Origin of the sequence: uncultured Campylobacter sp. (genome assembly GCF_938030145.1) — a bacterium.
GTDB lineage: Bacteria > Campylobacterota > Campylobacteria > Campylobacterales > Campylobacteraceae > Campylobacter_B.
In genome coordinates, this window is the sequence record NZ_CALHGM010000032.1 from 1 (window position 1) to 13351 (window position 13351).

A 13351-nucleotide genomic window follows, 5' to 3' on the forward strand; every position below is an offset into this window, starting at 1 on the left:
CCGCTCTTTAAGCTAGCTAAGCTTGCAGCTCTGGTTTCTGCGAAGGATTTGGTATTAGAATTTACGCGCGCGCTAGGAGCCGAGGAAGCATCAAATCCTAAATTTAGATAATTGCCGCTTTGATAAATTTTAGGGTTATAGCTTAGACTTACCCCTACATTTAGCGTTGCATGCATATTGGCTGCGTTAGGAGCTATAAGGCTGCCGCTTCCTTGCTTATTGATTAGATGAATCTCGCTGCTTGGACTTAACGGGCCGCTTACTCCGCTGATATAAGCCGTGATATTGCTTACGTTGCTTAGATCTGTGTTAGCGGTAGGATCGCTTAGGGTAAGCACGCTATCGCCTGCTCTAATAGAGTTAGGAAGAAAGAAGTTTAGCCTGTCAAAACCGCTAATATTTTTAGCGCTTAAGGAATTTGCTGCCGCAGGAGAGCTATTGCTAGCTCCTATGTTAAGGGTGTTACCGCTACCGCTTGCGCTTATTACGCCTACATTATGACCGCTGATGAAATTTAGCGTATTATTTGCGCCTGCTGCGTGGATATTTCTAGCGTTAAAATTCTTATCCTCCCCCGCTTTGCCTATATCTATGTTGTTTCCGTTAAGACCGCCGGCACCAAGATACTTTTGCAGCTCATCCGCATCAAAGTCTCCATTTATACTCTCGTTAGTCTTAATAAGCTTTTGAATATAAAGCTCCCGCTCATCCTCGCTTATATGCATACCGCCTATGTTTCTGCTAAAGGTATTGGCATCTTTTATGACATAGTTTTTATTTAGTTGAGTTACGTAGCCTTTATCTTTAAAGCGCGGATCATATCCGGTAAATTTACCGCCTCCGCTTTTATAGGCAAGGGTATATTTCTTATTATCGTCACTCGGATAGCTTGCATTGTTTAAAGCGTTAAATTCGCTTGCTGAGTTTACGAATATATCGGTACCGCTTAGATCGGTATTGCCAGAACCTGTCAAGCTTAAAGCCCTTTTAGTACTTGATGAAGCATCATTTTCAATCTCGCTAAGGGAAGCTAAATTGAATTCCAATTTATTGAAATTTGCAAAATTCCCTGCATTTAGGCCATTGCCTGAGTTTGGAGATAGGATATTTAAGCTGTTGCCCGAATTGCTAGCGTTTGCGCTAGATACTCCGTATATCGTGCCTGCTACGCTGCCGCTTCTGAAATTTACTACGTTGTTGCTGCCGCTAGTAGCTTCCGCTGCGTAGACGTTGCCAGCAACTTGCGTGTTGCCGTTTAAATTTATAGTGTTGGAGGAGGCGATGCCGCTAGCCTTTCCGCCGTATACGCTTCCGCCTACGTTTACCGAGTTGAGAGTGATAGTGTTGGAAATCGCGCTGTTTCCCTTGCCGCCTACCGCCATTGCTCCTACGCTGCCGTTATTTATAGTTACGATATTGGATTTGGCTTCTCCGTTGCTAGTATTGCCGCCGTAAATGCTATTGTGGATTATCGTAGCATTCGTAGTTACGCTATTATCGTGGACGTTTCCGCCGCCGCTACTGCTATGAGTGATGCCCGCATTTACGTACCCCACGTCTATTCCGCTTGCTTCGAAAGTTACATGGTTATTATAAATTTCTTGCGGGGTAGCGGAATTTGAATATCCTCCATCGATCTCGCCTATATTGCTTCCGCCCTTGATCTTGGCATAGTTATCGTGGACGCTATTGCTTCCGTCGGTAGCGTCGTCTCTGCCCGAGCTTATGTTTTTGCCGCCTAGATTGCCTGCATTCTCCTTTACCATTACGGTGTTTCCTTTATTGCCGAATAGCTCAGTAGCGCCCGCAGCCTTGTTGGAATTTTGATTTTGCATTAGCTCGCTTTGATCGAAGTTGGGATCTATCCAAGAACGAGTTAATGTGCCTTTCTGCATGATTAAATTCTTACTGTTTTCGACCTCGATCGTGGTGCCGGTGATTTGATAGTGATCTTTGTCGGTAATCGTGTAAATTTGATTATCTTGCACGGTTTGTGCGGCTCTAGTAATCGTGCCGCCGCCTGAATTATGTATCAGATAGTACTTTCCTTCGCCAAGATCTGATTTTATACCCTCTATCTTTGTACCGTTTAAATTCGTATTGCCATTAGTGGTTAGAGTAAGCGGCGCATCGGCTTGGGTAGTGGAATATAGATCATGAAAATTTATAGAGCCGAAATTTTTAATGTCTTTAGCTTTTTTAATGCCGCCGCCGACCCAATTTTCTATATGTAAGGTATTAGTTTTATCCGTAGGCTTATTGCTGCCGTAGATTGTACCGCTTATAGTGCCGCCTCTAAAATTTACGTTGCTATTCTCGACGCTGCCGCTTGTAGCGTAGCCCGCAAAGACGTCTCCTGCTATCGTCGTTCTTTCTTTATTGATATAAACGACCGCATTTTTGACGCTTCCTACACGTGCGCCATAGACATTGCCTCCGATGTGTACGCCTTTGTTGGAGTCTGACGCTCCTAGAGTAACTCTATCGCCATCCGATTCGCCTGCAATGCCGCTTGCTGCCGCGACATCACCTTTTACGGTACCTTTGTAAAGATCAACTACGCTTCGCGAGCTCGAGGCGCCGCCCAAAGAGCCTGTGACGCTGCCTACGATTGCATCGTCGTTGTTGATTTCTACGCGATTTGCGCTCATTATGCTAGCGCTATTTGCTTGGCCGCCGATTACTTGGTAATTTTGCGCTTTTAGCTTTGCGCTTATGGATACGGAGTTTGCGCTAGAGCTTCCGCTTCCACCCGCTGCGCCCCAAATTCTACCACTACCGCTTAAAGTAATAGTGTTTGTGCTGACCGTTATATTGACGCTATTAGAGTTACTTTGCCCTGTGGAGGATTGCGCGCCGAATATATCGAAGCTCCCTCTAAATGTGCCACCTTTGATAGTTATTCTATTTGATACGGCATCGCCGCCGCCGCTTACTATACCGCCTACGATTACGTTTGTAACGGAGCCGTTGCCGATAGTGCCTCCGTCGATTGTTACGGCGTTAGAGGAAGCTTTTTTATCCGCTCCGCTTCTGCCGCCGATGATATTATAATGTCTATTTGAGCTACCGCCGAAGTTATTGGCATTTCCCGTAATTTCAGCGCCGTATTTTACAAAAACCTGATTTCGCGTTGCTTCACCTTCATTGCCTGTTTTAGATGCCGCTATACCTTGTCCGCCCACGACCAAATTTACCTTAGAGCCGTTTTCTAAGCTCACGTAATTATCTGATACCCCCTTGGCTTCGGCGCCTATTGCGATACCCACGTAGGCGTTTGTGCCTCTAATCGTAAGTCTATTGTTGGAAGCAGAATTCAACTCGGTAAAGCCAGCGATCCCGTCGCCGCTTCCTCCGCCGTAAATCACGCTACCAGAGTAATCCGTCCCGCCGCTTGTAACGCCCGTAATCGTCGTAATATTGCCGTTCGAGCTGGTACTTCCGCTGCCGCTAGTATTGCCGCTAAATCCAGCCGAATAGAGGTTATTATGGGTATGGATAAGCGGCGGATTAGAATCTGCATTGCAAAGCGCTTGTGCGGGCGCTAGTGCGAGCACCGCTGCGAGGCTAAGCATAGAGGAGCAGATGGATTTTTTCATATATTGATCCTTTGAAATTCGTAAAGTTTGCGATTATACATAAAAATAGATCAGTTTGCAATATGAAAATCACTGATCGGTTTTTGACAGAGGGGGGCTGCATTTGTAATTTTAAGTAGTAAAAATTTACTCTTTGCGCAGAATAAATTCTTGACTGCAAAATTTAACCTTTTTTAGGGGGGGGGGTATTTCGAGTGGATTGCAAGTGGTGAAAAAACCTAACAAAGAGATTCTGAGTAAAATTTGAAATAATAAAAATCTGAGCTAAATTAATTCTGGCAATTTCAAGCTGCCATGGAATTTATGCAGGGTAAATTTTTAAACGAGCGAAATTTTATATAAATGCCGTTTTACCCGCGAAAAAGCTTCTTTGAAAAATTTAAACGAGCAAGATTGCGCGATAAATTTTATGTGATCCCCGCTGCAAGAGCTAAAGCATAGCAAGCAGGAGATAAAATTTACGTGATAAATCTTGCGTGATAAATTTTAAAATGAGCCGCAAATCCTACAAGAAGCTGTAAATTCCATCTAGCAAGAAATATCTTTTATCCGCAGCGCCGTGATAAAATGGATTAAAAGTCCCTTCGTATGCCTTTTCAAAAAAGCCCTCTTTGCTTAGCTTTATAAGCTCTGCATTGACGAAGTCTAGTAGCTCTTTATTACCTTTCTGCACGCCAATACCCATGAAATCAGGCTTACCTAGCGTTTTAAGCGGCACTTCCACCTCGCTATCGACTACTGGATATGCCATTGCGATTAGATTATCGGTCGCATAGGCGTCCACGTCGCCGTCTTTTAGCATGCGGTAGCACTCTCTGGCGATCTTGCAAAATGTAAAATTTCCAAAGCCTTTTTGTTTAAAAAATGCCTCGCCTGTACCGCCGCTTTCAAGTAAAATTCTCTTCTCTCGCAGATCGGCTAAGGATTTTATTCTATCGGCCTTGCGGGTTAAAACTCCAAGATTTACCGAAAAATACGGTGTTGAAAAATCGATCTGCTGCGCGCGTTCAGGCGTAATGGTAATCGTAGCGATGACGATATCTACGCGGTTGTTTACTAGTGCTGGAATTCTATCCTCGACCTTCATCGGCACAAACTCGATTCTGCCGCCTTTTTCGCCGAAAAGATCATTTGCTATGGCCTGTGCCATCGTAACTTCAAAGCCCTCGAAAGTTCCATCGTTTAGCTCACTAAAAGGAGGCTGTCCGTCGTAAACGCCGATGCGAACGACGCCTTTTGATCTGATCTGTTCCAAACTATCGGCAAAAGCAACAATAAATGGTAGCAACATTGCAAGAAGCAATTTCATGGCAAATCCTTAAATTTAATCTCTTTTCCACTTTCAAATGAAGCAGGAAATTTTATTTACTAAAATTCTAAAAGCCGAACTTAAAATTTAAATAAGCTCTTAGAGCATATTATAAATCTTAGAGCATATTATAAATTCCATCTAACAGAAAATATTTCTTATCCGCCGTACCGCGATAGAATGGATCAAAGCTCTGCTCGTAGGCCTTTTTGAAAAAGCCCTCTTTGCTTAGCTTGATGAGCTCTGCATTGACGAAATCGAGTAGTTCCTTGTTGTCTTTCTGCACGCCGATACCGATGAAATCGCTAGGGCCTAGGTTTTTAAACGGCACTTCTAAAGTATCATCGATGACGGAATATGCAAGCACTATGAGATTGTCGTTTATATAGCCGTCCGCATCGCCATTTCGAATCATTTCGTAACATTCCTTAGCCGAAGCGCAATGGCCCAAATTTTTAAATCCTTTGTTTTTGAAAAATCTCTCCGCCACCGTCGCATCGCCTTCGAATACAATCTTTCTATCATGAAGCTGCGCGATATCGGTAAAAGCGTCGGCTTTGCGGGTTAATACGCCCAAATTTACGGAGAGGTAGGGGAGGGAGAAATCGATCTTTCTTTTTCGTTCGTTGGTAATACTAAATAGGCCGATCACCAAATCAAGCTTATTTGCCTCTAAAAATGGAATCCTATCATTTACGCTTAGTGGGATAAACTCGATTTTGCCCTCTTTTTTGCCGAAAATTTCTTTAGCAATAGCGTTTGCAAGATCGATTTCAAATCCTTCAAATTTGCCGCCATTAGACTCGCAAAGCGGTGGATGATCGTCGCGCACTCCGATGCGAATGACGCCGTTTTGTCTGATTTGATCTAGGCTATCTGCAAAAAGCGCCGCACAAAATAAAAATATAGCGATAAATGCCCTCATTCCCTATCCTTTATCGTTAAATCTCAATGTTATTCTAGCGAAAATAAGGCAAAAAGAACTAAAATTTTATGAAAAATTGAATTTATTTTTTGAAAACCGAGTAATTGAATGAGATTTTAAAAGATTTTTTTGAAATTTAGCGGGTTTCGTACTAAACCCGCTAAGTGTTTATAAAAGGCTGTAAATTCCATCTAGCAAGAAATATTTTTTATCCACCGCCTTTTTGTAAAACGGCTCGAAAGTTTCGTTGTATGCTCTTTCAAAAAAGCCCTCTTTGCTTAGCTTGATTAGCTCAGCATTCACCAGTTCTAACAGCTCTTTGTTGCCCTTCGAAACGCCCACGCCGATAAATTCTGTAGGTCCCAGCGTCTTAAAAGGCACGTCCATCGTCTTATCCATGATCTCGTAAGCAAGCACTATTATATTATCGTTTACGTAGGCGTCGGCTTGGCCGTTCTTTACCATCTCGTAGCACTCCTTTGTAGTAGCGCAGCGCATTAGATTGTCGAATTTTTCCTTTTTAAGATACAGCTCTGGGGCCGTTGCATTGCCCTCTACTAAAATTTTCATATCTCTAAGCTGCGAAATATCGCTGATCGTATCTGCTTTGCGGGTCAGCACGCCGAAATTTACGGAAAGATAAGGGATTGAGAAGTCGACATGCTTACTGCGCTCGGGCGTAATGATGAAAGTTCCGATGATCAGATCGACTTTGTTATTTGCCAAATAGGGTATGCGTTCACCCGCCGTAACTGGGATAAATTCTATCTTGCCGCGCCCTTCACCAAATACGCTTTTACTAAGCGCTCTTGCTAACGAAATTTCAAACCCCTCGAATTCGCCGTTCTTGGATTGGCTAAGCGGTGGGCGACCCTCTCTTACGCCGATTCTGATCGTGCCGCTTTGTTTAATGCCCTCAAGGCTATTTGCAAAAAGCCCCGCACAAAACAAAAATAATGCAAAAAACAACTTCATTTTTTGCTCCTTTTCTTTGAAATTTATATAATGATATCAAAATAAAACTGTTGTTTGTGCTAATAGTTTTCAAATAGTAATTGCTTAAATGCGTGTTTATGTGCATTCTCTCGCAGTAATTGGAATTTAGATAGTAAATTTATAGCTTTTCGCCAACCTCTACGATTTTGCTTAGCACGTATTGTTCTAGCTCGCGTCTAGGCACGTCATTCTTGAGCGCTTCGTTGTAGATATTTTCGACTATGCGGCTGTATTTTTCGTAAGGAAAGTAGAGGAAATGGTTCGCCCAAGCGCGTTTGATGAGCTCGTGGGTTAGCTTTTTTCTAGCCCACGCTTTAAAGCAATCAAAGCCGATAAAAACCGCCGACGTCGCTATGATCGTAAATAAAATGGAGAAGTGAAAGTCGATCTTTTCAAACATCGCGTGCGTCAGAGTTATCAAAAACATAACGCAGACAAATGCGAAGCAGGCGAAGATCACGTAGGATTTGCCGTAGTTAAATTTAAAATTTAGTTTCGAAGGATCGACGAGCATACCGTCGTTAAACTCGGCGTTGGCTTCGAGTAGATCGCGGAAGAGTACCGGCTTGTGCGACACATGAAACATAATTTCTAAAAGCCTATCTTTAAAATTTGATTTATCCATCGGAGTTCCTTCGATTTTTGCGGCATTATATCTTAAATTAAATTGTTATAAGATAAAATGATGCGAAATTTCAAGGAGAGATTATGTTTGAAATCAGCGGAATGAGCGGCGATGAGATAGTTTATATTAACGGTAAGCTCTGCAAGGCCAAAGAGGCCGCGATAAGCCCTTTTGATCGCGGTTTTGTGCTTGGAGACGGCATCTATGAAGTAGCGCCCGTGGTAAATTTTAAAATTTGTGACAGAGCGGATTTTTGGGAGCGCTTTGAGCGCAGCGCCGCGCAGATCGAGCTAAAAATTCCATATTCTCGCGAAAAATATGAGGAAATTTTATATGAGCTCATCGCGCAGGGTGGCGTGAGCGAGGGCGCTTTCTACACCCAGATCACAAGAGGGGCTGCGATGCGCGATTTTGATTACGTCCGCGACATCGAGCCTAGCGTCTTTGCTTTTGTCTATCATACGCAAATTTTTGATAATCCGCTCGCAAAAGAGGGGATCGAGATCGTAAGCCTGCCCGAGATCCGCTGGCATAGGCGCGATATAAAATCGATCTCGCTTTTAGCTCAGTGCATCTTAAAGCACGAGGCTCACAAGGCGGGCGCTTATGAGTGCTTTTTGATCGAGGACGGGCTCGTTACCGAGTGTTCGAGCTCCAGCGCGTTTATTATCAAAGATGACGTTCTGATCACGCGGCCGCTTTCAAACGACATACTGCCCGGTATCCGCCGCAAGGTGATCTTAGGCCTTGCTGAGCAGGCGGGGCTTAGCGTGCAGCAGCGAGCGTTTGGAATGAGCGAGGTTTATGAAGCCGATGAAGCCTTTATCAGCGCAGCGACGCTGATGGTGCTGCCGATCGTAAAGGCAGACGGCAGGCAGGTCGGCGGCGGCACAGTCGGCAAATACGTACCGCGCCTGCGCGAGATGTACGCCGCACGGCTAAAAGCCGAAGCGGGACTGTAATAGGGCGGTCAAATTTAGCCCGTTAAATTTAAACTATGCGGGCTGATTAAATTTTGCTTTCTAGCTCCCCGGTTATGTGACCCAACTCGCTTACTAATTCTAAAATTTCAGCCAGTTCGTATTGATGAGCATACGCTGTTCCGGTTGTCGGAGGTATGCTAAATAGCTCTGTTTCAAAGCGGTTCGGCGCGCCGTTTAGAAATAGGTAAAATTTATTATCCATAAACGCCGCGCTTATGCTAAATTTATGGTAGTATCGCTTTAGCTCGTTTAGTCGCTCCATCAGCGCAGGCGTTAATAGATATCGAGCTTCGACCTTGTCGTCGGCAAACACGCGAAATTCGCTATTAAAAATGACGTTGTCCATTAGCTCCTTCTCGCCTAAAATTTTTGTATTTAGCTCGCGGCTCGCCAAGATGGTTTTAGTGTAAAATCTCTTGCCGAATTCGCATATCAGCACGCTGCCGCTAAAATCCATATACGCATCATATAAGCTCATTGCAAGCGAAGCTAGCTTCACATAGGTATTGTCTATGCCCAGATCGTAGTTCTTTTTGATTCTAATCGCCTCGCTAAGGCCAAATTTTACCCCATCCCATTCGCCTTTTATCTCATCTTCGCTGATAAAATCGGAGTTTGCAAAGATTCCCACTCGCCTGAATTCCTTCGCGCTTATGCCGCGGCCTGGCGAATAAGTAAGCTGCGGATATGCCTGCGAGATCGCCGTGCGCACCAAAACTTTTTTGTAAAATAGTTTATATTCATAAGCGGCGTCTGCAATGCCGTCGTAAATGCAAGCAACATAAATAATCAAAAGCACCGCGTAGATAAGATAGACTTCGATCATCTTGTAATCCGTATCACCGTCTGTTTTAAATACCGCATCGATCGCAAACATCACGATAAATGGGAACAGATACAAAAATGCTATCTTGGCATAGATCATCACTACCTTGCAAATACACTTTTTTTGTTTGGCTCTACTTAGCGCTATCGCCCTGTCTAGTTGCATACGTTTCCTTAAATTTTTTGATCCGAAATTTTATAAAATTCATTCTCTTGATAAAATTTCACCACAGCTTCGTCCGCGCTTGCGCTGCGCTGCAAATACCGTAGCAATGGCTCTGCGCGCGTATATATCACCCCGAGCCCCGCAAGGCTCGTCGCGCGCGAAAGCGCCACGTAGAGCTGCCCTTTGGCAAAGATCCTGTCGATGTCGCAGATGAGCCGCGGGATGCTCATACCTTGGGATTTGTGGATCGTGATGGCGTATGCGAGCTTGAGCGGGAACTGATAATACCGCGCCAGCACGATCTGCTCGGCATCCGCGCTGCTTGCGGCGATTTCGCTTAGTTCGTATGTTTGCAGCTGCACGCGGCTTAGTATGCCCGAGGGTTTTTTTACGACCACGCTTTCGATATCGCCGCCGGAACTTTTTTCGATCTTTTCGACGACGCCTTGCTCGCCGTTAAAAAACTCGCCGCTTTTGTTTGCGGTAAACAGCACCTTTGCGCCCTCTTTCAACGTCAGACTTTGCGGCGTATTTAGAGAGGCGATCCATTTTTGAATTTTTTGCTCGCTCACGCCACTTTGCAGCGCTTCATAAAAGCCCTCAAAGCTGCTTTGCGGCGCATTAAGCTTGGCTAGTCTGGCGCTATTTATTGCATCCACTTCGGCGTTTCTGCCCGAGATTATCGTGGCATCTGGTTCTGCTCGCGCGGCATCGATGAGCAAAGATCGCATCAGCTCCGCCGTCTGTTCGCTTGGGGTGCCGAGCCGCAGCTCGCAAAGCAGGCGGTATAGCGCCGCGTCTGCGGTGCGCTTGGAGCCTATCATCTCGACGTAAAAAAACTCGCACTGCCTCCACGCGTACGATCCGAAGGCGTAATCTGAGTCGCTAAATAGGCTCGCGCGCGGCGCACTCTCGCCCTCTTTGCGCACCGGCGGAAGCTGATAAAAATCGCCCGTAACGAGCAGCCGTCCATTAAATTTAGAATTTGAAATTCTAAGATAGATCATCTCGAAAAGCTCGGCGCCGATCATCGAAATTTCATCAATCACGATGAGATCCGCGAGGGCTAAAATTTTTCGCAGCTCGCTTAGCTTGCCACTTTGTTTGCGATCGAAGCTTTTTAACTCCTCGTGGTTTTTGCAGATGCCGAAGCGGAAGAAGCTATGCACGGTCACGCCGCCGATCTCTACGGCACTGATGCCGGTGCTGCCGAGTACGATGACGAGCTTGCCGCGAGCGCGGTAATCTTCGATGAGCTCTTTTATCACGTAGCTTTTGCCCACGCCTGCGCCGCCCGTGATGAAAATATTGCGATCTTTTAGCTTTTGGATTATGAAATTTATCAAGTTTTTTCCTATTTTTTGGCAAAATTATAGCCAAAATTTTTTAAAAGGCATTTTGTTTGAAACGATTAGTATCTCTCATCTTCGCGGCTTTAATCCTTGCAGGTTGCGGTAAAACCGTCCATAAATTTATCCCTGAAAATCCCGCTGTTTTGGATCTCGAATACGCTCAAAACAGCGAGCGGCTGCCCGCTCCTGCGTCGGTGCAAAACATAAGCGGAAAAGCGTTTAAGAGCCGCTATTTTAAAATTTGGTTTGACGATGCGCCGATTAAGGCGGGAATCGATACGTTTTGGGGGCTTAATTACGCCAAGGGGCGCCACTTTGACGCCGCAGGCAGGATATACGACGACGCGGTTTATCAAAGCATTCGTATAAACGCCAATGAAGAGGCGTTCGGGCTGATCTCCGCGCCTGCTATAACGGTAAAAAACGCACTGCTGCGAAATATCCCAAGCGACTTGCCGATTTTCGGCGATCCGAGCGAGCCGGGGGAGGGCGAGCCGTTTGATTACGCGGCAAATTCCGCCGTGAGCGTGGGCTATCCGCTGCTGCTATCGCATTACAGCAGAGACGGAGCGTGGGCGTTCGTGCGCAACGACGGCGTGTGGGGCTGGATCAGAAGCGACGCGATAAAGCGCATCAGTCCCCAGCAGGCGGATATCTACGCAAATTCTAAATTTATAACGATCCTGCGCGACGGCGCCGCCGTTTATGACGAAAACGGCGCGGAGCTTTTTAGGGCGCGCACCGGCACGATCCTGCCGTATGATTTTAGCGGTGAGCGCGATCTTGGCGGCACGCTCGGCGTACGGAGCGTATTCGGTGGCGAAATTTTAACCCAGTTTGGCGGCAAGAGATATTTTGTTAGCGCGGATGATGCGAGGCTTTGGCCTGCGGCGCTTGATGAGCAAAACTCAAAGATCGTAGCCGCTAGCCTGCTCGGGCAGAAATACGGCTGGGGCGGGTATAAATTTCTTCGCGATTGCTCGCTTATGACGAAAGATTTTTTGGCGAATTTCGGGCTGTGGCTGCCGCGAAATTCCAAGGCGCAATCGAGCCGCGGCGAGCGTTTTTCGCTGGCGGGGATGAGCGCGGATGAAAAGCTTAGCTTCATCGGAAAAAACGGCGTAGCGTATAGAACCCTGCTGTATATGCCTGGTCACGTGATGCTCTATGTGGGGCAGGTGGATGGCGAGCCGGCGGTGCTGCACGATATCTGGGGGCTTCGCACGATGGATGGCGGACGCGCGGTCATCGGACGTACGGCGATTACGTCGCTTACTATCGGTTCGGATCGCGCCGACATCGCCGAGGATCGACTGCTGATCTCGCGTATCAGCGCGATGAGCGTACTTTCGGGCGAGGATGACGCTATCTCGGACGATCGGTTCGCTCCTGAGGATCCGAGCGCCTTATCTGCGTATGCGAGCGGAAATTAGGCTGCTTGCGGGTATGGGCGTGAATTGGACTTCGCTTAGCAGCTGCCGTCATAGTTTGCTTTTGCCGTTGGTGGAGTCGCGCGCTTGACGATGCTGCGGTGCACGCAGGCGCAAATTTAAAATGGCGTTTTATGTGCTGCGCCATTTTAAATTTAGCCTAGGCGGCGAGCAAATTTGAAATTTCGGGCTTAAATTTAGTCTAAATTTAAGCCTATATCTCGCAAGTCCTTAAAATTTCGGGCGAAATTTTAAAATTAGCCCGCAAGTCTGGTTAAAATTTTAAAGCGCTATCCAAATTTACGCTCCTGTTTTAAAGCTCAATCGCGCGCCGCTCCCCTTAAAAGAACAAAAAATATCTCGGCGTCTTGCGCTTATACTTTAGATACTGCTGTCCGTAGGCTCGCTCGCAGTAGCGCTCCTCGCCCAGGACCACGAGATGGTTGTATATGGCAAAGGGCACTATCGCTATGAGTAGCCACAGCGACGCCGAGGCGACGCAAACGCCCGCCATGCCGAGAAAATAAAAGAAATACATCGGATTGCGCGATAGGCGGTAGATGCCGCCTTGTGCGGCTCTGTCCGCAGGGGCCGCCGCATAGTCGTAAAAAGCTTTGATGAAGCCCGCAAAAGCCGCTACGTAGATCACCGCTCCGATCCAAAACCACGCGCTACCCGTCTTAAGCGGCACGAACACCGATAAAATAAGCAGCGCTACTTGCAGTAGGGCGCTTATGATCGCATTTCGCCTATCTGCGGCGTCGTACCACGAGGTATCGGTGGCGCGCTTGCCGACCTCCTTGTAGATAAACATATACGCAAATTGTATCAGTACCATCGCAAATGAGGGTATCCAAGCGCCCGCTAGAGCAGGCTCAAGCATCGTAAAAAATGAAATTTCCATGACCGCCCCTTTGGCTTTAAATTTTATCTTGCAGTCTTGTTTTGCCCTTGTTTACTTACCGTTGCTTTGCCCTTTTCTACTCGCCGCGGATTTAAATTTTACTTCGCCTCGCACCGCCCGTTTGACATACCGCGGATATGTTTGCTTGGCACGCCGCGGGTTGGGGATGCTGCTTCGGTTGGGACCATGCGGCAGCGACGCCGTCATTTAGGTATCGACTCGCCAAGCACCGATTGG

At 46.4% G+C, this 13351-nt stretch carries 10 protein-coding genes; 2 read left to right on the forward strand and 8 right to left on the reverse strand.

What is annotated here, in order from left to right:
* From Q0323_RS06525 to Q0323_RS06545, 5 genes are all read right to left on the reverse strand, one after another.
* The coding region (locus tag Q0323_RS06525; protein ID WP_298052758.1) for a hypothetical protein at nucleotides 1-3599 on the reverse strand (3599 nt) is incomplete at its 3' end.
* A 505-nt stretch (nucleotides 3600-4104) separates the two neighbouring features.
* A complete protein-coding gene (locus tag Q0323_RS06530) occupies nucleotides 4105-4908 on the reverse strand; it encodes a transporter substrate-binding domain-containing protein (protein WP_298052760.1) in 804 nt (267 codons plus the stop codon).
* A gap of 118 nt (nucleotides 4909-5026) precedes the next feature.
* A complete protein-coding gene (locus Q0323_RS06535; RefSeq protein WP_298052763.1) occupies nucleotides 5027-5833 on the reverse strand; it encodes a transporter substrate-binding domain-containing protein in 807 nt (268 codons plus the stop codon).
* A 168-nt stretch (nucleotides 5834-6001) separates the two neighbouring features.
* A complete protein-coding gene (locus Q0323_RS06540) occupies nucleotides 6002-6808 on the reverse strand; it encodes a transporter substrate-binding domain-containing protein (RefSeq protein WP_298052766.1) in 807 nt (268 codons plus the stop codon).
* A 139-nt stretch (nucleotides 6809-6947) separates the two neighbouring features.
* On the reverse strand, nucleotides 6948-7454 hold the full coding sequence (locus Q0323_RS06545) for a hypothetical protein (protein WP_298052768.1): 507 nt from the start codon (nucleotides 7452-7454) through the stop codon (nucleotides 6948-6950).
* Between the two features lie 83 nt (nucleotides 7455-7537).
* Here Q0323_RS06545 and Q0323_RS06550 point away from each other — a divergent pair, with 83 nt between their 5' ends.
* Entirely contained in the window at nucleotides 7538-8416 is an 879-nt protein-coding gene (locus Q0323_RS06550) for an aminotransferase class IV (RefSeq protein WP_298052771.1), read from the forward strand.
* 46 nt (nucleotides 8417-8462) lie between these two features.
* Here the strand turns inward: Q0323_RS06550 and Q0323_RS06555 are convergent, their stop codons facing one another.
* Both Q0323_RS06555 and Q0323_RS06560 read right to left on the reverse strand, forming a co-directional pair.
* The gene (locus tag Q0323_RS06555) at nucleotides 8463-9428 is read right to left on the reverse strand and encodes a DUF3137 domain-containing protein (RefSeq protein ID WP_298052773.1); all 966 of its coding nucleotides are present in this window, start codon (nucleotides 9426-9428) and stop codon (nucleotides 8463-8465) included.
* An 8-nt stretch (nucleotides 9429-9436) separates the two neighbouring features.
* Nucleotides 9437-10774 (reverse strand): AAA family ATPase, encoded by a 1338-nt coding sequence (locus tag Q0323_RS06560; RefSeq protein WP_298052774.1) that lies wholly within the window; start codon nucleotides 10772-10774, stop codon nucleotides 9437-9439.
* Nucleotides 10775-10830: 56 nt separating this feature from the next.
* Here Q0323_RS06560 and Q0323_RS06565 point away from each other — a divergent pair, with 56 nt between their 5' ends.
* Complete coding sequence (locus Q0323_RS06565; RefSeq protein WP_298052777.1) at nucleotides 10831-12213, forward strand: SH3 domain-containing C40 family peptidase; 1383 nt, start codon at nucleotides 10831-10833, stop codon at nucleotides 12211-12213.
* A 337-nt stretch (nucleotides 12214-12550) separates the two neighbouring features.
* Here the strand turns inward: Q0323_RS06565 and Q0323_RS06570 are convergent, their stop codons facing one another.
* Nucleotides 12551-13114, reverse strand: a complete 564-nt coding sequence (locus Q0323_RS06570; protein WP_298052779.1) for an isoprenylcysteine carboxylmethyltransferase family protein — start codon at nucleotides 13112-13114, stop codon at nucleotides 12551-12553.
* Nucleotides 13115-13351: the final 237 nt, after the last annotated feature.

Bases quoted from the DNA above. Each gene is read 5' to 3' on its own strand.
- Q0323_RS06530 (WP_298052760.1), bottom strand. From the start codon at position 4,908: ATGAAATTGCTTCTTGCAATGTTGCTACCATTTATTGTTGCTTTTGCC.
- Q0323_RS06535 (WP_298052763.1), bottom strand. From the start codon at position 5,833: ATGAGGGCATTTATCGCTATATTTTTATTTTGTGCGGCGCTTTTTGCA.
- Q0323_RS06540 (WP_298052766.1), bottom strand. From the start codon at position 6,808: ATGAAGTTGTTTTTTGCATTATTTTTGTTTTGTGCGGGGCTTTTTGCA.
- Q0323_RS06545 (WP_298052768.1), bottom strand. From the start codon at position 7,454: ATGGATAAATCAAATTTTAAAGATAGGCTTTTAGAAATTATGTTTCAT.
- Q0323_RS06550 (WP_298052771.1), top strand. From the start codon at position 7,538: ATGTTTGAAATCAGCGGAATGAGCGGCGATGAGATAGTTTATATTAAC.
- Q0323_RS06555 (WP_298052773.1), bottom strand. From the start codon at position 9,428: ATGCAACTAGACAGGGCGATAGCGCTAAGTAGAGCCAAACAAAAAAAG.
- Q0323_RS06570 (WP_298052779.1), bottom strand. From the start codon at position 13,114: ATGGAAATTTCATTTTTTACGATGCTTGAGCCTGCTCTAGCGGGCGCT.